This is a genomic window from Myxococcus xanthus, assembly GCF_006402735.1.
GTDB classification, from domain to species: Bacteria; Myxococcota; Myxococcia; order Myxococcales; family Myxococcaceae; genus Myxococcus; species Myxococcus xanthus_A.
The window spans coordinates 18,717-37,339 of record NZ_CP017174.1 but is presented as its reverse complement, the minus strand read 5'-3'; the positions used below and the strand labels follow the sequence as shown (position 1 = coordinate 37,339).

The following is an 18,623-nucleotide window of genomic DNA, read 5'->3' as shown; positions in this document are numbered from 1 at the left end:
TTCCTGGCCGTAGTCCTTCTCTCGCGCTCCATCCATCTCCATGATGATGGGACAGAGCTGGTCGATGACGTCATCCACGTTCCTGGAGGGTTGTATGGCGGGCCATGGGCCTCGAACCCATACCCGACCGCCATCAGGCCCGAAGTAGACGTCCCTCCCAGCGTACCGATAGCCCGCCCCGCCGCAGGCCGTCAGCAACAGGGCAACCTTGGCCCAACGAAGGCTCGTCCGGGCGTCCCTCCCACACTTGCGGCGGTTACTCGGCCAGTGACAGCTCGATGCGGCCGAGCTGCTCGTCGGTGGACGCCACCTTCACCGTCACCGGCATGCCCACGGTGAAGGTCCGCTCCTTGCCCACCAGGGACAGCTCGCGCGCATCCGGCCGGAAGGGACCTCCGGACAGTGCGTCCGTGGGCACCACGCCTTCCACCAGCATGCCGTCCAGTTGCACCACCAGGCCGAAGGGCCGCACCCGCGTCACACGCGCCTGGAACTGCTTGCCCACGTGCCCCGCCATCCACCGCGCTTCCAACTCGCGGTGCCGGTCGTTCTCCGCGCGCGTCGACGCGCGCGCCTTCGCGTTGATGTGCACCGCGAGCGCCTCCACCCCCGGGTCTTCATCCACGAAGTCCCGGCGCCCGCGCAGGTACCCCTTCAACGTCCGGTGCACCGCCAGGTCCGCGTACCGGCGAATCGGTGACGTGAAGTGCAGGTACAGCGGCGCCGCCAGACCGAAGTGCGGCCCCGGCTTCACCGTGTAGCGCGACGGGCCCAGTGAGCGCCGCAGCACCGAACGCAGCGCCGGCTCCGCCACCGCGCCCGCAATCTGCCGGTCGAACGCCGCCAGCGCGAGCGGCGTCAGCTCCCGTCCGAAACCCGCCGCGAAGCCGGACGTCTCCGCGAAGGCATTCAGGTCCGCCACCCGCAACGGGTCCGGCTGCTCATGCACGCGGTACACCCCGGGCAGGCCGCGCGCCAGCAGCCACCCGGCGATGGCCTCGTTCGCCGCCACCATGAAGCGCTCAATCATCGCGTGCGCCGACGTCGGCTTCTCACTCACCAGCCCGGACAGCTCGCCCGTCGCCTGGTCGAAGGTGAAGCGTGCCTCGTCCCGCGCGAACTCCATGCCGCCTCGCGCGGCCCGCGCCACCGCCAGCCGCGCCGCCGCCAGCCGGAACCACGGCATCACCTCGCGCACCGGCTCCATGGGCGCCGACACCTCACCCCGGTCCAGGTAGGCGCCCACCTCGTCGTAGTTCAGCCGCGCCCACGAGCGGATGACACTCTCGTACACGTCCGCCGCCGTCACCCGGCCCTGCGGGTCGATGCGCAGCTCCACCGTGAGGCACAGCCGCTCCTCGCCCTGCACCAGGCTCAGCCAGTGCGAAGACAACGCTTCCGGCAACATCGGCAGTACGCGCCCCGCCAGGTACACGCTGGTGGCCCGCTCGCGTGCCTCGGCGTCCAGCGCCGTGCCCTGCTTCACGTACTCACCCACGTCCGCGATGGACACCAGGAGTCGCAGCGCCCCGTCCGGCCCCGCCGGCAGCACCGAAATCGCGTCATCGATGTCCCGCGTGGACGGCGCATCCACCGTCACCGTGGGCACGTCCCGCAGGTCCCGCCGCGCGCCCACCTCATGCGGCACCGCGCGCGCGCCCCGCGCTTCCTCGACGACTTCCGTGGAGAAGTCCTTGCGCAGCCCGTGCCGGGCGATGACGCGCTCCAGGGAGCGGTCCTCCCCTGCTTCCACCCGGTAGAGCAGCACCACCTTGCCTTCGTCGATGCGCGCGACCACCGCATCACCGGCCTGCACCTGCGTCCCCGCGGGGTCGAGCACCCAGTCCGCGTTGGCCACCTCGCGGTCCACGCGGAGCAGGGGCGCGCCCTTGCGCAGCACCACCTCGCCGTAGACCTGCGTGCGAGGCCGCTCCACCAACGACAGCTGGCTGGCTGACCAGCGCCCATCCGCGCCCGCCGTCACCGTGGCCGTGACGACGTCCCCGGCGAAGTACGGATTGAGGTCGGGCGGAGGGACGAAGGCGGACAGCACCTCGGGCGAGCCGGGCGTCTGCACGGTGAGGAAGCCGAAGCCGCGAGGGTGGACGTCGAGACGGCCGGTGACGGTGCGGGGCGAATCAGAAGTATCCATGGAACCTTGGGCGCGTGTTTAGCCCACTCCCATCCTGGGAAAGCAGGGCTCGCGCGGGAAAGTGTCAGCCCCCGGGACACGGCCATGGAGGGCCTGCGTCTCACCGGGAAAGCCATCGCCAGGAATTGGCGACCTGCCGCCGTGGACGCAACCGGGCCCGCGCCCCTGACATCCTCCGTCCGGGCCGCCCACGATTCCCCACCTGAATCCGGCTTCAATTCCGCCCTACCCCGGAAGTCACCAGGTCCGGTAACGAACCCGTGAGGGACGGGGCTTTCGCGTCCATCCGGCTCGCGGTGTACATTCGGCGCCATTCAATGAGTGGGAACACGCTGCCGCTCGCGCCGGAAGCGCGCTCGCTGGGCAAGTACGAGGTGCTCTGCCGCCTGTCGACGGGCGGGATGGCGGAGATTTTCCTCGCGTCCCAGCGTGGCCTGGCGGGTTTCCACAAGCTGGTGGTGCTGAAGCAAATCCTCCCCGACATCCGCGGCGAGGAGGAGTTCGTCCGGATGTTCCTGGACGAGGCCAAGGTGACGGCCGCGTTCAACCACCCGCACATCGCCCAGGTGTACGACCTGGACATCGCGGACGGAGAGCTCTTCCTCTCCATGGAGTTCGTCCCGGGCGCCACGCTGGTGGAGGTGGCCCGCGCGTGCCGGCAGGCCAACACCCCCATCCCCATGGGCTACAGCCTGATGGCGGTGCGCGATACCGCCGTGGCGCTGCACTACGCACACACCTTCACGGATCCGCTGGGCCGCCCCTCTCCCGTCATCCACCGGGACGTGGCGGAGAAGAACATCATGGTGACGTACGAGGGCGTCACCAAGCTGCTCGACTTCGGCATCGCCAAGAGCCTGGCCCGCGCCAGCCGCACCGCCGTGGGCATGGTGAAGGGCACCAGCGGGTACATGTCGCCCGAGCAGATCATGGGCGAGCCGCTGGATGCGCGCAGCGACCTGTTCAGCCTCGGCGTGGTGCTGCACGAGTGCCTCACCGGCATGCGGCTGTTCTACGCCAAGCAGGCCGAGGCGATGATGAACGCGGTGCTGCGCTGCGAGGTGACGCCGCCCTCGCGCACCAACAAGCACGTGCCGCCGGAGCTGGACGCCATCGTCATGCGCGCGCTGTCCAAGCGCCGCGAGGACCGGTACGCCTCCACGCTGGAGTTCGCCCGCGCCATCGAGCGCGCCGTGGGACCGCTCATCTGGCACCCCGAGCAGAGCAGCGAGCTGATGCTCCGCCTCTTCTCCGACCGGCGTGAGCAGACGCGGCAGCTCCTGATGAGCGGGCAGAACGACACGGGGGACACCACCGGCGTGGTGAACCTGGCCAAGGTGATGGCCATGGGGGTTGAGCCGTCCGAGCTGCCCACCGGTGGCGTCACCTTGCCGCCGTCGCCTCGGGCTTCGGGAGCGCCTCGGAACGCCGCGCCGCCCCCCGCGCCCCGGCGTCCCACCACGGGCGCTCCCGCCGCTTCCCCTGATGCCGGCACCGTTCGCAAGGCCGTGCTTCAGGCGCCTCCGGGCAAGCGGCTGGCCTCGCGCGCGTCCCCCGCTGACACACACCCTCCGCCGCCTCCTCCCGCCGAGGCGATGACGCTCCCTCCGTCCGGGGGGCAGCACGTGCGCACCCAGCCGGGGATGCCGGTCCACCCTCCGGAGCACACGGTCCGCACGCAGCTGCCGGGCACCAGCCGGGACGCGGGCGCCTCTGCGTCCGCGCCAGGTGAGGCCCCCGCACGTCAGGGCTCGCGGGCCTCAGCGGCTGATGCCCAGACCACCGATCGGGAACAGACCCAGGTCCGCGGGGTGCGTTCCCCGGAGCCACCCGCTCCGCCAGCGCCCGAGGAATCTCGCGCCCGACCGATTCGCACGCCGGATACGGTCCCTGCCGCGGATGATGCGCATCGGGTACGCGCATCTCGCACGGCTGAGCCGACGCCTGCTGGCGATGACGCGCCTCGGGCACGTTCATCCCGCGCACATGAGCCGGCTCCCACCTCGGATGACGCTCCACGGGCCCGTTCATCTCGCACGCCCGAGCCTTCCCCGTCCGTGGATGAGCCCCCGCGTGCCGATGCACGGTCCCGCTCGTCCCGGACGCAGGACGGCCTGCGCACGGTGGCCCCATCCGAGGCGCCCGCGCCTCGCGCCGCGACGGAAGATGCATCCCGCACCCGCGCTTCCCGCGCCCAGGACGGCCTGCGCGCCTCCGTGCCCACGCCGCCCCCCGCCGAGCGCGACCTGCAGACGGCGATGATTCGCATGCCGGTACTGCCCCCCGAGCGTGGCGGGGACACGGTTCCGGTGACGCCCTCGCCGCGCCGCCCCATTCCTCCCCGCCGCAGGCAGGGTGGCGCTTTGACCGAGCCCACCACCCAGCCCGTCCGCTTCCACGACATGCCCGTGGAGGAGGACGAAGAAGAATCCACGGTGCAAAGCCAGGGGGGCGCCACAACAGGCCCCAGGCGCGCGCGGGCCCCCCAGTTCCAGCCACAAGCCGAACCACAACCTCGGCGAAGCCGGGCCTGGATGGCCATCACGGCGGTGGTGGGCGTGCTGGCGCTGGGCGTCGCGGTGGTGATGCTGGGGCTGGACGGTGGCGTCGTGTCCTCCCGGCTGAAGCCCCTGCTCGGCCAGGGTGCCCCACCGCCCCCCCAGCAAACCGCCGGGACACGCCCCCCGGTGAACGCGGACAAGGACCTGGCGGCGGGGACGGCGACTCCCGTGGCTCCACCGGTGAACGATGGGCCGAAGGACACGGGTGATTCAGCCCTGGCCATCGCGGATGTGGACCCCGCCACCCTGACGGATCAGGTCCCCCTGCCGGAGGAGAGTGCCCCCTCGGACTCCGCCACCGAGGACGACGCCCCGCTCAAGGAGCCCCGGACCTTCAAGCGCGTCCGCAATGGGACGCAGCGGAGCAAGGCAGTCACCACGGCACCCCGCAAGGCACCGGCCACGCCGCCCGCCTCGGAGAGCGTACCGGCGGGCGAGCCCGGCTTCCTCACCCTGGTCACCGAGCCCAAGGCCCAGGTGTTCCTTGGCGGCCAGGACCTGGGCAAGACGCCGCTCTTCAAGGTGAAGCTGCCCGCGGGCCAGCACACCCTGAAGCTGGTGGATGCCACCGCCAAGGCGCATCAGGTCCCCGTGGACATCAAGCCCGGGGAGACGACCTCCGTCCGCGGCCCGTTGAGCCTGCTTTCGGACCCCTGAACCGAAGGGCAGGCAATCAATGCCGAGGGCGTGCGTACCTTGAGCACGTCGGGGTCCATGTCATGGCCCCTTTTTCCATTGGAGCGTGCCCATGTCCCCCGTCCGCGTCTCAATCGTCGCCGCCTTCCTCGTCTTCGGTGCCTGTGCCCATGCCCAGGAGCCTCAAGCCGGTGCGTCCGCTTCCGCACAACAGCGAGGCGACGTCCGAGAGGTGCCCGACTTCGACGAGGTATCGGTGAGCCACGGCATCCGGGCCGAAGTGAAGGTGGGCCCAAAGTCCGTGCGCCTGGAGGGACCGGCCGAACTCGTGTCCCGAATCGAAATGGATGTGCATGACGGGACGCTGCGCACCCGCGTGGACAAGAAGCTCTTCAGCGGATTCAAGGGCGGCAGCGTCCGCCTGTACGTCTCCAGCCCGCGCGTCGAAGGCATCCACGCCAGCGGCGGCAGCCACGTGGACGCGGACGCCACGCGCACGGACGAGTTCGACGTCGACGCCAGCGGCGGCGCCATCGTCAACGTGCGCGGCGTGGATGCACGCCAGGTGGAGGCCGAGGCCAGTGGTGGCTCGAAGGTGACGCTGGCGGGACGGGCAACGGACTTCGACGTCGAGGCCAGCGGGGGCTCCGTCGTGCGGGCCCTGGACGTGAAGGGCGTCAAGACGCTGGACGCGGAAGCGAGCGGCGGCTCGCGCGTGGAGGTGGATGCGTCCGACCGCGTCAGCGGCGAGGCCTCCGGGGGCAGCGTCCTCCAGCTCGTGTCCCGCCCGAGCCAGAGCGACGTGCGCGCCAGCGGAGGCTCCCGGGTTGTCTACAAGGACTGACGCGCCCGCCGCCGTGGGAGGCGTACCGCGTCAATGACAGCACACGGGTGGGGTGAACCGGACAGCACCCGAGGTCGCGGGTGGGCCGGCTTGCTCCACGAGGGCCGGGGCGGCTGGAATGCGCGTCCCCACCCCTCGCGGAGATTCCCGCCCGATGACGCCTCCCCTCCCTTCCTCCTCCGATAACGCCCCAGCGCCCCGGCGACGCGGCAAGGTCCTGTGGGGTGGCGCGGGCGTCGGCGTGGCGGTGTTGGCCGGAGGGCTCTTCCTGTGGAACCCACAGCCTTCATCGCCCGGTTCCACCCCGAGGGACACGCACGACGCGCATGGCGAGTCCCACGCGGACCACGCACACGAGAGGCCCAAAGCAAAGTCCCAGGCCCCCATGGAGGTGCTGGTCCAGACGGACCGCGCCGCTCGGGCCGCCGCGACGGGACAGCGGGCCCAGGCGCATGAGGCACTGGCGGCCGCGCTGAAGCTGGCGCCCCAGCACGCGCCGGCGCTCCTCGTGAAGGCCTGTCTCGCGCTGGAGGAAGGTCAGGACACCGAGGCCAGCGACGCGCTCCGGCGGTTGGAGGCGGCCGCCCCGGGCGCTCCGGAAGCAAAGCTGCTGGCGCGGCTGCGCGATCTGCGGCGCACACCCGGCATGGACTGGCAACAGGCGTTCCGCCAGGCCTGGGTGGACCTGGGCCAGCCCGACCTTCAGCAGAGCGAGCTGCTCCCCGGAGCCACGCCGCTGCCGCCCGACCCGGCCATCACCGCCGCGGCGAAGGCCGCCTGGGAGCGGGCCGCTTCGGACGACGTGAAGCTGATGCTGGCCCTGGGCAGCCCGCGCCTGGACGCGGACAAGGCGCTCTTCCTGCTGCGGCAGGTGCCTCGGCTGGAGGACCCGGCCCTCTTCGTGGCGGTGATGGACGTGCTCCGGGGCGAGGCCTTGCCACAGTCCTCCCATGACGAAGCGCGCACGGTGTTCCGCCAGAAGCTGGAGGCGCTGGCGGCCGCGAACCCACGCGCCATGCAGATTCAGTTGCTGCTGCTCCTGGGAGACACGGAGCCGGGCTCGGAGATGAGCGCGGCGGAGATCGACCGCCTGGAGCAGGTGGCCGCCCTGCCCGTGTGGCGCGAGGGCGTCTTCACCCGCACGTACGAGGAAGCCCGGAAGCAGTTGGAGGGCTCGGGGGTGCCAGATGTCAGCGCCGCGGCGATGGCGGTGGCGGCCCACAGCGTGACGGACCGGGGCTCGTGGGTGCTGCGCACGCGCAACGTGGGTACGCGCGGCTCGCTGTCTCCCGAGGGCCGGAAGCGGCTGGGCCGCATCACCCGTGACATCGGCACGCGCATGGCCGAACAACCCACCATGGTGGAGCGCATGGTGGGCTTGCAGCTCGTCCGCGGCGGCGCCCAGGAGATGGGCGACGAGGCCGGACGTGAACAGGCGCTGGCGCGAATCGGCGCGCTGGAGGGCGCGGTGGCCCTCTTCCGCAAGGCGTCCATGGACCGCTGGCCCCTGCATGCGCTGACGGAGGAGTTGATACAGGCGAGCACGCGAGACGAGCCCGCCTACCTGCTGTCCTTCACGCGCGTGGAAGCGAATCAGGCGGCGGAGACACCACAACCGTAGCGGCGACTGGAACGAGGTCTCTCGGGCCCCGGGAGACTTCCACCCGGGGCCCGAGCGGGCCCCCCACGATGCAACGAAGCCGCCGCACGCCGGACCTCCAAGGTCGTCCGGGCAACCGCACTCCTTCCACGCGAGCGCCGGGAACAAGGGGGTTGCTTCCCGAGCGGCCTGCGCGTGGGCACCGTGGAATACCGTCCACGAACGCCAACGCTACGGTGGGCGAAGAATATCGGCTGCGCGGGGCCTGTCCACCCGCCGGGTCCTGACTCCCGCAAGCACCGTGACAGGCCGGATGTGGTGAGGACGCATAGCAGTTGCGCATTCACGACGAGTGTGAGCAGGCGCGGTGAAGACTGAATTCCTTTCAGGGCGGGCCATGAAGCAGCCCGATATGCGGGAAACCGCTACGCCGGCTTGAGCTCACCATGCGCTTCCTGGGCTGGGATTTGACGGACCCATACGCACGCATCCCCCGGCCGGTGGACGTGGCGGAGGTGGATGCCCGGGGGCAGGTGCGCTTCTCCGAGCTCCGGTGGCCCGTCCCCTCGAAAGCGCTCGGTTTCACCCCCGAGCTGCTGCGCGCGTCATTTCCTTTGAACCCGGAGGATGTGCTCGTCATCGATGGACCCCAGGCGCTGGCCCGGCTGGGAGCCTCCGTGCGCGAAGCGGAGCGATGCCTGCGCGCGCCGGGACGTACGCCCGACGTACTGCCCGAGCCTGGACGTCCCTTCGCCGGCTTCGTCCGGGGCGGGGTGCAGTTGTTCGCGGCGCTGCATGCGCGGGGTGGGCATCCCCTGTTGGACGTGGACACGGACTCGCTGGAGGAGGCCCGCCTCTTCGAGGCCTTCCCCGGCGCGACGTGGCGCGCGCTGTCTGTGGAGAAGTTGGGGAAGAAGGCGTCTCACGTGGGACGGACGCGAAGACAGGCGGTGCTGGAGGCGCAGGGCCTGCGCTTCCCACCGGGCCTGCTTCCCACCCATGACCAGTTGGACGCGGCGCTGTGCGCGTGGCTCGGGTGGCTCACGCGCAAGGCCCCCGCGCGCGTCACCGCCGTGGGCGCACCGCTCACCGTGGATGCCCAGGGCTGGCTGCGCGAGGGCCGCATCCTCGACGTGCGGTCTTCCGATACGCCCACAAGTTCTCCACAGTGAAGCGCCGCGCTGCTGCTCAGTGCACCGCGTTCTCATGGTGCCCGTGCCCCGGTCCTCCGAAGGTCCCGGGCCAGGGCGCGTTCGCGGGCAGCAACCCCGGCATGGGGAAGCGCATGAAGCGCGGCTGGCTGTTGGCGAAGGGCGGATCGCACTCGCCACAACTGAGGGCCCCATCCATCACGTAGAGGGCGTCAGGCCCCAACTCCATCAACTGCGGCACCGTGCGCGGCGCGTAGTCGAGCGGACACTGGAAGGCCTCGCTTCCATCTCGCGTGCGCACGCCCACCAGCAACCGCTGGTTGTCGGCCGCCACCGCGTGCGTCAGCACCAGCGTCTCGGGGGGAAGTCCCGCACCCCTGGGCCAGGTGGCCAGCCGGAGCTCCTTGGTCATCAGGCGCTGGCCTTCCTTCAGCGAGTACAGCCACGCCGGCTCCAGGTCCGGGAGCCAGAAGCCCTTCAGCTGCGTCGCGGCCGGCGTGGAGCTCAGGCTGTCCACACCCGCGTTCACCGTCGTGCCCGACGCGCTGGGCACCACCACGTCCCGGGTGGCCACCGCGCGGCCAAGGTGCTGGGCCAGGTGCTCCCCCACCGGTGTCCCGTCCCGGGTGCTCAACGCCTGGAAGCCCCATTCGAGCAGCAGCAGCCCGTTCACCACCGCGAGCTCGCCCGCGCGCAGAGGCTCCGTCCTCCGCCAGCGCGGCACCCCGTCCGAGGAGAAGGCCATCAGCAACGAGGGCGTCCCCGACACCAGCGGCGCGCCCGTGTTCAGCGTGGGCGCGAAGGCGACGTAGAGGTCCCCCACCGTGTCCGAGGCGAGGCCATACGGGTGCGGGTGGTTGCACTCGGCGAGCAGTGGGTCCGTCAGCTCGCGCGCGGACACCATGTGGCCGAAGGCATCCAGCACCACCAGGAAGTACATGCGGCACGCCGTGTCGCGCCGCTGGTCCGTGGGGTAGGCCTCGAAGAGGGCCGCCAGCCGGTCCGGCGCCATCACCGCCAGCCGCGCCAGGAAGAGTGTCTGCGTCCTGTCGCGGAAGTCCGGCCGTGCGTCGGCCAGGGTGAAGGTCCACCGCGGCGCCCCCGTGCCGCGCTCCAGCAGCGACACCGTCCCGTCCATCGGCATGTCCATGCACAGGAGCCGGTCGTTCCACAGCATGCAGCGGCGCGCCGGGTGGGAGGCCCGCACCGGAGGCCCCTTGCCCGCCGCGTCCAGCACGGGCGTGCCGTAGAAGCCCGACAGCGTCACGTCCCCTTCCGGCCCCACCAGCAGGTCCTGCAGTTGCTCTCCTCCCGTCCGGGCGTCGTGCTCCCAATCCACCTTCAGGGGTTGCGCCGCGGGCCGAGCGCACACGCCGCCGCGGCAGTGCCCCGACGCCTGGCACGGACTGGCCGCTTCACACAGGAAGCCCTCTGGCAGGTCGCGCTTCACGCAGGCCCCATCCAGGCACACGTCCGCGTCCTCGCAGGTGCCTTGGGCCGCGCCGCAGAGGGTGCCGTCCGGCGCGGGGGCCGTGGCGCATCCCATCCGCGGGTCACACGTCCCCACCTGACACGGCCCGGCCGCGGGACAGGGCGGCGCCGGCACGGACTGGCACCCGTCCAGCACGTGGCACACGTCCGTGGTGCAGGCGTTGCCGTCGTCACAGGCGCGCTCCTCGCCCCGGCAGCGTCCCGCTTGGCAGGTGGCGCCGGTGATGCAGGCATTGCCCGGCTCACACGCGGTGCCGTCCGGCAGCAAGGACTCCACGCACCGCTCCGTCACCAGGTCGAAGGTGGCCGCCGCGCACGTCACGGGCGTGAAGCACGCCGGCACCGGCTTCGCCTCGCCCGCCAGCACCAACCGCACCTGGCCGCCATCCGACGCGGTGCCGGTGAGGACGACCTCGTAGGTCCCTTCAGCTTCGGGCGCGAAGCGCAGACGCACCGGCACCTCTCCCGCAAGCACCCGGACCGGCAGCGCCGCCTCCAACGAGAAGGGTGCCGTCACGTCCGTCCACGTGACGTCCAGCGGGGCCCGGCCGCCATTCACCACGCGGACCTCGGCCTCCCGCCGGGTGCCCGGGTAGGCGTGCGGGAAGTCCACGCGCTGCGCCGACAACCGCAACCGCCCCTCCGCCCCCGACAGGGACGGTGTGTCCCGACAAGCCGCCGCTCCCAACCCCAGCATCAGCGCCAATACAATGCCGCTGTACCGGGACGCCTGCGTTGCGTGCGCCATGGCGTTCCCCCCCGTGCCTTCTGGCTATAGCTCGCGCCGGAAGGCCCCGCGGACGCCCCACTCCGCCAACGCCCCACCTCCCAACACTTCAGGGTCGGCGGGGAGGGGGGCAGTGTTTTTTACAGGCCGTTCCACTGCTACAGGCTGCAACCACGCGAAATGGTTGGCTGCCGGAAGGGTATGGTTCTCGCACCCGGGGTACGCCATGACCTCTGTCGCATCTTCCTCATGCGCCCCTTCGTCATCGCAGGCCTTCACCGTGCTCATCCCACGCGGCCTGCAGGCGGCCGTGGAGGGGCTCGCGGCGGAGACCCGCCAGGAGCTGCTCGCCGAACTGTTCCGCCTGGCCGCCCTGGCCCGGCAGGAGGAAAGTCAGCTGCCCCCCGAGTTCCCGTACACGCTGAGGCTGGACGTCGCCGGCTGCCAGGTCAGCGTGGAGCTGGACCCGTCCCGCTCGCGCCTCACCCTCGTGGGCCTGCTGCGGCCCCAGCCGCTGGAGTGAGCCCGGCGACCCGCCTGGGCCAGGGGTGAGATGTCGCGCCGTGCTGGATACGCAGAATCCTGGGACCTCACGTACCTGGTGGAGCAGCTCCGCGAGCTGATTGGGCACGACCTGCGCCTGGGCGAGGCCCTCAGCGATGAGCTGGAGGACGTCCTGGGCAGCCTGGTGCAGCGCAATCAGCGCCTGAGGGTCCTGCAGCGCATGGTGACCGCGGAACGCGCCCCAGAGGACCTGGCGGCCCTTCGCGGGGCATTGGAGGAGATGGACCGGGAGCTGATGACCCGGCTGCCTGCGTTGCTCGAACAGCTGCGCCTGGCGCTGCCTTGAGGTGGGGGCACCCGCCCTGGGTTTCCACAGGCACTTCGTCCCCAGCGCGGACTGCTTCTTCTAAAGGTTCATAGAGGTATTGATCTATTGGTAGTGGCAGTAGGCAGCTCGGACTTGGGGACAAGTCAGCAAGCTCCCGGGAACACTCACGAATTTGGGATCTGCTACATGTGGGTAAAGTGACGGTTATCCCCGGGAACCCACAGGTGTTGATCCACACCGGGGTTTCTCCACAGCCCCTCCCCCGCTGTCCACAGGCCATCCACAGCTTCCCGGTGGATGCGGGAGGCACCCCAGGTGGTGGCCCATTCTCACCTCACGTCCGCCCCGCACATGCCTGTTATCGTCTGACGCGGGATGTGCCCCGACAGCGGGGTGCCGGCGGAGGGTTTCCCCATCGACTTCTATCGGGGCGAGCGCATCGGGAAGTACGAGGTCGTCACGCAGCTCTCCGTGGGTGGCATGGCGGAGCTGTTCCTGGGCTTCACTTCGGGTCCGGGTGGCTTCCGTAAGTACGTGGTCATCAAACGGGTGCTGCCGGACGCGCGGGACAATGCGCAGTTCGAACGCATGTTCCTGGACGAGGCGCGCATCACCGCGGCCTTCAACCACCCGAACATCGCGCAGGTGTTCGACCTGGGGCGCGAGGATGACGGGCTCTACCTGGCCATGGAGTTCATCGCCGGGCAGAACCTGAACCAGATTACCGGCGCGTGCCTGCGCCGCCAGGAGCAGCTCCCGCTGGGCTTCACGCTGTCGGTGGCGCGCGACGTCTGCATGGCGCTGCACTACGCGCACACCTATACGGCGCCCTCCGGCGCGCCCAGCCCCGTCATCCACCGCGACGTCGCCCAGAAGAACATCATGGTGACGTACGACGGCGTGGTGAAGCTGCTCGACTTCGGCATCGCCAAGGCGAAGGACAGCCTGGAGCGCACCAACGTCGGCACGGTGAAGGGCACCACCGGGTACATGTCCCCGGAGCAGGTGCGGGGCGAGACGCTGGACGGCCGCAGTGACTTGTTCTCCGTCGGGGTGATGATGCACGAGCTCATCACCGGCGCGCGCCTGTTCGCGGGCAAGAACGAGCGCGACGAGATGATGAAGATTTTGGAGGCGCCCGTCCCCTGGCCCTCGCACGTCTCGCCGCACGTGCCCGAAGAGGTGTCCAAGGTGGTGATGCGGGCGCTGGAGCGCAGCCGCGAGAAGCGCTTCGCCACCGGCCGGGACATGGCCCGGGCGATTGAAGCGGCGGCGGGCAAGCTGCTGCTGGACGCGCATGACCGGGCCGCGCTGATGCAGGACTGGTTCGCCGAGCGCATGTCCGCCACGCGCGTCATGCTGGAGTCCGCGGACGGCACCACCAACGGCGTCATGCTGGACTCCGCGAAGCGGGCCCTGCGCAGTGATGACGGGCCCTACCTCCCCGAGCGCAAGGACATCCCGACGCCGTCGAACGGCGTGGCCGGCATGCCGCGCAAGCCCTCGCGCAAGGTGCCCGCGGCGCAAGCACCCCGGAAGGCGGCCGCCGCCACGGACAACCAGTCGCCACCGGAGGGCAAATCCTCCAACGTGGTGTGGGGACTGGTGCTGATGACCATCCTGGTGGGCGGCGGCTATGGCGCCTGGCACCTGTCGAAGGTGCTGAACGAGACGGTGGATGAAGAGGACGCGAACGCGCTGCGCGCCCTCCCCCGCCATGACCCGAACCTGCCCGTCTACCCGGTGCCGGGCTATGACGCTCCCACCCCGGAGGCTCCGGCGAAGGCGTTGGGGGCCGCGGTGGGCGGCGAGGACGCGGAAGAGAACCGTCCCAAGGAGGCGGCGAGCGCTCGCCCGGCGAAGGGTCGAGGCAAGCTGACCTTGCTGGTGCTGCCAGAGGCGGAGGTCTTCCGAGGCAAGAAGCGCGTGGGCCGCACGCCGATGTTCAACGTGGCCATGCCCGCTGGGGAGCACGACCTGACCATCGTGGGCCCGGACGGCAAGAAGCGCATGCTGTCGGTGCCGATCAGCGCCGGGGAGACGACCCAGTTCCGGCTGAAGCTGGCGGAAATCCCCGAGCGCTGAAACACAGAACCGGGATTGAGGGGCACGTCCCGGGGCACTTGGTTATCTTCGCGCCCCTCTCCCTCTGATTCCGGACTGTATGGCCCCTCTGACCATTGGCTTCCTGATGGACCCGCTCGAGACGGTGCGGGTGGACCACGACTCCACGTTCGCGTTGATGCTCGAAGCGCAGAAGCGCGGCCACCAGGTGCGCTACTTCGAGCAGGGCTGGTTGCGCTTCAACGGCACCTGCGCGGAGGCGCGCATGCGCCACGTCACCGTGCGCCGCGAGCTGGGACGGCACTTCGACATCCTCGACGAGGCCCCTCGCCCGGTGTCCTCGCTGGACGTGCTCTTCATGCGCAAGGACCCGCCGGTGGACGCGGAGTTCCTGCACGCCACCCAACTGGTGGAGCTGTGCGGCACGGGCCGGCCCCCTGTCTTCATCAACGAGCCGGCGGGCATCCGCGACGCGAACGAGAAGCTCTTCTCCCTGCGCTACCCGGACCTGATGCCGGACACGCGCGTCACCAGCGAGCTGCCGGTGCTGCTGGACTTCATCGCGCGCAACGCGGCGGGCACCATCCTCAAGCCGGTGGATGGCTTCGCGGGCAAGGGCATCCTCTTCCTGTCCGCCACGGACCGGAACGCGCGCTCCGCGGTGGACATGCTCACCCGGGGCGGCCGCGAGGCCGTCATGGCGCAGGCGTACATCCCGGAGAGCCGCCAGGGCGACAAGCGCATCCTCCTGGTGGACGGCGAGCCGGTGGGCGGCGTGCTGCGCGTCCCATCCGACGACGACCACCGCGGCAACATGGCGGCGGGCGGTGTGCCTCGCAAGGCCGTGCTCACCCCGCGGGACCTGGAGATTTGCGAGCGCCTGAAGCCGGAGCTGGTGAAGCGCGGGCTGCGGCTGGTGGGCATCGACGTGCTGGGCACCTACCTCACCGAGGTCAACGTGACGAGCCCCACCGGCCTGGTGGAGGCCAACCACCTGGACGACGTGTGCGTGGAGGCCAAGGTGCTGGACGTGGCGGAGCGGCTCGTCGCCGAACGCTGAGCCTCGCCGGAGGACGCCGGGCGGCGGGGGAGCTGGCTGCCCGGCACCCGGTATCTTCCCTGAGCTGAGGGCTGACTCATGTTTCAGCGCACCACACGACGCGGTGCGTGATTTGAATCCTGGTTCATGTTTCAGCGCGATGCGACGCGACGCGCCTTGAATCAGTGACTCCCGGAAGAGTCAGGTTTCGCCCCGCGGCCACCCTTTTCACGCGTGGCCACCAGGGAGACACCATGCTCAAGCAGCGCCGCAGCCGTTCCTGGCCGTGGTCGTGGTCCGCCGGAGTGCCTCTTGCCGCGTGGCTGTTCGCGGGCCTCACGGGCTGTGGCGGCCCGGCGGGGGACGCACCGGAGGCCGAGTCCGAGGTGACGGAGCAGCACCAGCCCCTGCTCACGCAGGTGACGGGCTTTGGCAGCAACCCCGGCAACTTGCAGATGTTCAGCCACGTGCCGTCCGGCATGCCGGCCAACGCGCCGCTGGTGGTGGTGATGCACGGCTGTACGCAGCGGGCCGCGGGCATGGAGGGCGCCGGCTGGTCCGCGGCGGCGGACGTCTACAAGTTCTATGTCGTCTATCCGCAGCAGCAGAGTGGCAACAACATGACCAGTTGCTTCAACTGGTTCGAGCCAGGTGACTTCTCACGAGACCGGGGCGAGGCGCTGTCCATCAAGCAGATGGTGGACACGATGAAGGCCACGTACTCCATCGACTCGTCGCGGGTGTACGTGGCGGGGTTCTCGGCGGGGGGATACATGACGCCCGCGCTGCTGGCCGCCTACCCGGATGTCTTCTCCGCCGGGGCCATCCACTCCGGTGGCCCGTACCGGTGCGCGGAGTCGATGAATGCGGGCTTCAGCTGCATGAGCCCGGGTGTGAACCGCACGCCCGCCGCGTGGGGAGACGTGGTCCGCAGCGCGTACCCGGGTTACGCGGGCCCGCGTCCGCGCGTCACCATCTGGCACGGCACCAGTGACTACACGGTGAACGTGATGAACCTCACCGAGGCGATGGAGCAGTGGACGAACGTGCACGGCATCGACCAGACGCCGGACACGGTGGAGACGGTGTCCGGCTTCCCACACAAGGTGTACCGGGACGGCGCGGGCAACGCGCTGGTGGAGACGTGGGAGCTCACCGGCATGGGCCACGCGGTGGCCATGGATGCGCAGTTCCAGTTCCCCGGCGGCACGGGCAGCGCGGCCTGTGGCTCGGTGGGGGCGTACCTGAGCGATGTGAACCTCTGCTCCGTCTACCACCAGGTGAAGTTCTTCGGGATTACGGGAGGCGGAGGCGGCCCCACGGGTGACACCACGCCGCCCACCGTCAACGTGACGGCGCCGGCGAATGGGGCCACGGTGAGTGGCACGGTGAATGTCACCGCGGACGCGGCGGACGCGGTGGGCGTCATCCGGGTGGAGTTCCTGGTGAATGGCGAGGTGGCGTCCACGGACACGCAGGCGCCGTATGCCTTCGCTTGGAACAGCACGGCCGTGTCCAACGGGCGGTACACGCTGGGCGCCCGTGCATTTGACGCCGCGGGCAACCAGGCGACGGACAACGACACGGTGGTGACGGTGAGGAACGCGGGCTCCCCGGCGCCGGTGACGGTGCAGTTCACGAGCATCTTGGCGGATGACGGCTACCTGAAGGCGAACGCGGATGGCAGCGGGGCGGCGGTGGGGCTGATGACGAACCTGGCGCTCGGCCGGGGGACGGATGGGAAGTACAACCGGTCCTTCCTCTCCTTCGACACGTCGAGCCTCCCGGACGGGGCCACCGTCACGCGGGCGTACCTGACGGTGAGCTACTCGTCGGGCTCGGGAGACCCGTGGTCGACGCCCGCGGGCAACACGCTGGTCATCGACGCGAAGACGGGGACGTTCAACGCGGCGAACACGGAGGTGACGGACTGGGCGGCGGCGGCCACCGCGAGCAGCGTCGCGGGCATCGACCAGTTCAGCGCAGGAGCGAAGAGCTCCGGGGACTTCAGCGTGGAAGGCCTCTCCGCCATCAGCAAGACAGGGAAGACGCAGCTGCGGCTGCGCTTCACCCAGGCGCAGATGGCCACGCAGTACCTGTTCGTCCGGGATGGGGCGAACGCGATGCTGACGGTCGTCTATACGCCGTAGGAAGACGGGGCGGACGCCGGCTCAGACCGGCGTCCGCTGCATCAGCGCGGCAAGTGAGTCCCTGCATCGTGCGCAGTGGCCGCGGAACGTGTCGCTGAGTTCGGGGGTCTGCTCCAGCCGGTTCCAGTAGGCCAGTGCGTGTTGTGCGGCATCGGCCCAGACATCGAGCGTCTCCGCGGTGGGCGGCCGGGGCTCGAAGGTGCGCTCGACGATGCTCGTGCCCACGGGGGCGAACATCATCGGGAGCATGTCGTAGGCGGGGGCGAGCCGGAACCGCTTGGGCCCTTCCTCGAAGAAGGAGAGGTTGCCGAAGTGGCGGTCGGTGTTGCCGGTGAGCTGCCCGAAGGTGTCGAGCCAGCGCATGCGCTTGGCGTCCTCGTCGCTGATGTACTGGATCTGCAGGAGATACCGGGCCGCGCTGGTCCAGGTGCTCCCCTTGCCTTCATGGCCGAGGTACTCGTTGTCGATGGCCTTGAGCGAGAGCAGTGCATTGCGGCCTCTTTCACCCACCCGGTCGAAGCGCTCGACCTCGAGGAACTGGTAGCCCTCGACGCGGATGGAACGCGTGGTTGCGGCCGGAATCCCGGCGTTGCGAACCGCTTCGAGTGCGAGGCCTTCGCAGACGAGCAGCTCTCTCCAACGCTGAGCGGCGGCACTGTTGTCACTTGCCGCGAACTTCACCAGAACATGGCGCCCTTCAACGTACGCCGTGAACTTTGGCTGCTCACCTCCCGCAGAGGAGCCTGCTTCACTCGACATGGAGGACCGGGCGAGTTCCGGGTATTGCGCATCGGTTGATGGCCGAAGCGTGCTCGCGAGAAACAGGTCCAAGGAGGCCGTGCCGATAATGCGGTTTCCGACGCAGTCATCACCCCGGAGCGCGAGAGCCATGAGTTGGTGATCTTCCGTCCAGTCCGTGATGCGGGGGGGGAGCCCTAGATCTTGGTGGCGATTCGCGAAGCCACGACCCAGGTAGCCTTGGGGACACATATCGGCGGCGAAGGGGGGCAGCCCGACAAAACGTTCTCCTGAACTGCCTTCCTCCTCAATCCAGCAGCCACCATTCCATAGGGGGCGAAGGGTAGCTATGGAGTGAACACGTCCCACATCGTCAATTCTGTAGATCGGTATTTGAGTCCCTAGCTCTGAGATTGCCCTGGTGCGGGCATAGCGAGTTGCGGGCCCCTTCCCCATCTTGCAGACACGATCGCCGGCCGCAGATATCAACCGCGACACCGTTTGACGGGATGTTCCCAACTGGGTGGCCAGCTCACTTCCCCGTATTTCAGGCTGGCGACTTAGGGCGGTGAGAAGTTGGTCTATGGAAAGCATGAGAAGATCCGTGAGCAGATTCTTGAGCATATAGTGGATCGGAT

The 18,623-nt window shown here is 69.8% G+C and carries 12 protein-coding genes; 9 read left to right on the top strand and 3 right to left on the bottom strand.

Annotated elements, in window-relative coordinates:
• Positions 1 to 256 precede the first annotated feature (256 nt).
• Positions 257 to 2,152, bottom strand: coding sequence for a ribonuclease R family protein (locus BHS09_RS00140; RefSeq protein WP_140786519.1), 1,896 nt, complete (start codon positions 2,150 to 2,152; stop codon positions 257 to 259).
• A 317-nt stretch (positions 2,153 to 2,469) separates the two neighbouring features.
• On the opposite strand from BHS09_RS00140, the gene BHS09_RS00135 reads away from it, so the two are divergent.
• The 4 genes from BHS09_RS00135 to BHS09_RS00120 all read left to right on the top strand — a co-directional run bounded on the left by BHS09_RS00135 (position 2,470) and on the right by BHS09_RS00120 (position 8,965).
• Complete coding sequence (locus tag BHS09_RS00135; RefSeq protein WP_237080094.1) at positions 2,470 to 5,370, top strand: serine/threonine-protein kinase; 2,901 nt, start codon at positions 2,470 to 2,472, stop codon at positions 5,368 to 5,370.
• A 91-nt stretch (positions 5,371 to 5,461) separates the two neighbouring features.
• Positions 5,462 to 6,193 (top strand): head GIN domain-containing protein, encoded by a 732-nt coding sequence (locus BHS09_RS00130; protein WP_140796840.1) that lies wholly within the window; start codon positions 5,462 to 5,464, stop codon positions 6,191 to 6,193.
• A 154-nt stretch (positions 6,194 to 6,347) separates the two neighbouring features.
• The gene (locus BHS09_RS00125) at positions 6,348 to 7,814 is read left to right on the top strand and encodes a hypothetical protein (protein WP_140796839.1); all 1,467 of its coding nucleotides are present in this window, start codon (positions 6,348 to 6,350) and stop codon (positions 7,812 to 7,814) included.
• A gap of 425 nt (positions 7,815 to 8,239) precedes the next feature.
• Positions 8,240 to 8,965 (top strand): DUF429 domain-containing protein, encoded by a 726-nt coding sequence (locus BHS09_RS00120; protein WP_140796838.1) that lies wholly within the window; start codon positions 8,240 to 8,242, stop codon positions 8,963 to 8,965.
• Between the two features lie 16 nt (positions 8,966 to 8,981).
• On the opposite strand, the gene BHS09_RS00115 is transcribed toward BHS09_RS00120, so the two are convergent.
• Positions 8,982 to 11,183: a tenascin-X gene (locus tag BHS09_RS00115; protein WP_140796837.1), complete on the bottom strand. Its 2,202-nt coding sequence runs from the start codon at positions 11,181 to 11,183 to the stop codon at positions 8,982 to 8,984.
• Between the two features lie 205 nt (positions 11,184 to 11,388).
• On the opposite strand from BHS09_RS00115, the gene BHS09_RS00110 reads away from it, so the two are divergent.
• The 5 genes from BHS09_RS00110 to BHS09_RS00090 all read left to right on the top strand — a co-directional run bounded on the left by BHS09_RS00110 (position 11,389) and on the right by BHS09_RS00090 (position 17,247).
• Positions 11,389 to 11,685, top strand: a complete 297-nt coding sequence (locus tag BHS09_RS00110; RefSeq protein ID WP_090491134.1) for a hypothetical protein — start codon at positions 11,389 to 11,391, stop codon at positions 11,683 to 11,685.
• A gap of 30 nt (positions 11,686 to 11,715) precedes the next feature.
• Positions 11,716 to 12,012: a hypothetical protein gene (locus BHS09_RS00105; RefSeq protein WP_140786513.1), complete on the top strand. Its 297-nt coding sequence runs from the start codon at positions 11,716 to 11,718 to the stop codon at positions 12,010 to 12,012.
• Between the two features lie 357 nt (positions 12,013 to 12,369).
• Entirely contained in the window at positions 12,370 to 14,079 is a 1,710-nt protein-coding gene (locus tag BHS09_RS00100) for a serine/threonine protein kinase (RefSeq protein ID WP_237080093.1), read from the top strand.
• 79 nt (positions 14,080 to 14,158) lie between these two features.
• The gene (gshB, locus tag BHS09_RS00095; protein WP_140786512.1) at positions 14,159 to 15,118 is read left to right on the top strand and encodes a glutathione synthase; all 960 of its coding nucleotides are present in this window, start codon (positions 14,159 to 14,161) and stop codon (positions 15,116 to 15,118) included.
• A 233-nt stretch (positions 15,119 to 15,351) separates the two neighbouring features.
• Positions 15,352 to 17,247 (top strand): extracellular catalytic domain type 1 short-chain-length polyhydroxyalkanoate depolymerase, encoded by a 1,896-nt coding sequence (locus BHS09_RS00090; RefSeq protein WP_140796836.1) that lies wholly within the window; start codon positions 15,352 to 15,354, stop codon positions 17,245 to 17,247.
• A 21-nt stretch (positions 17,248 to 17,268) separates the two neighbouring features.
• Here BHS09_RS00090 and yjjJ read toward each other — a convergent pair whose 3' ends face one another.
• Positions 17,269 to 18,579, bottom strand: a complete 1,311-nt coding sequence (gene yjjJ, locus BHS09_RS00085; protein WP_140800567.1) for a type II toxin-antitoxin system HipA family toxin YjjJ — start codon at positions 18,577 to 18,579, stop codon at positions 17,269 to 17,271.
• Positions 18,580 to 18,623: the final 44 nt, after the last annotated feature.

Coding starts and splice junctions, on each gene's coding strand:
- BHS09_RS00115 (WP_140796837.1), bottom strand. CDS start 11,183: ATGGCGCACGCAACGCAGGCGTCCCGGTACAGCGGCATTGTATTGGCG.
- BHS09_RS00125 (WP_140796839.1), top strand. CDS start 6,348: ATGACGCCTCCCCTCCCTTCCTCCTCCGATAACGCCCCAGCGCCCCGG.
- BHS09_RS00130 (WP_140796840.1), top strand. CDS start 5,462: ATGTCCCCCGTCCGCGTCTCAATCGTCGCCGCCTTCCTCGTCTTCGGT.
- BHS09_RS00120 (WP_140796838.1), top strand. CDS start 8,240: ATGCGCTTCCTGGGCTGGGATTTGACGGACCCATACGCACGCATCCCC.
- BHS09_RS00100 (WP_237080093.1), top strand. CDS start 12,370: ATGTGCCCCGACAGCGGGGTGCCGGCGGAGGGTTTCCCCATCGACTTC.
- gshB (WP_140786512.1), top strand. CDS start 14,159: ATGGCCCCTCTGACCATTGGCTTCCTGATGGACCCGCTCGAGACGGTG.
- BHS09_RS00110 (WP_090491134.1), top strand. CDS start 11,389: ATGACCTCTGTCGCATCTTCCTCATGCGCCCCTTCGTCATCGCAGGCC.
- BHS09_RS00105 (WP_140786513.1), top strand. CDS start 11,716: ATGTCGCGCCGTGCTGGATACGCAGAATCCTGGGACCTCACGTACCTG.
- yjjJ (WP_140800567.1), bottom strand. CDS start 18,579: ATGCTTTCCATAGACCAACTTCTCACCGCCCTAAGTCGCCAGCCTGAA.
- BHS09_RS00135 (WP_237080094.1), top strand. CDS start 2,470: ATGAGTGGGAACACGCTGCCGCTCGCGCCGGAAGCGCGCTCGCTGGGC.
- BHS09_RS00090 (WP_140796836.1), top strand. CDS start 15,352: ATGCTCAAGCAGCGCCGCAGCCGTTCCTGGCCGTGGTCGTGGTCCGCC.
- BHS09_RS00140 (WP_140786519.1), bottom strand. CDS start 2,152: ATGGATACTTCTGATTCGCCCCGCACCGTCACCGGCCGTCTCGACGTC.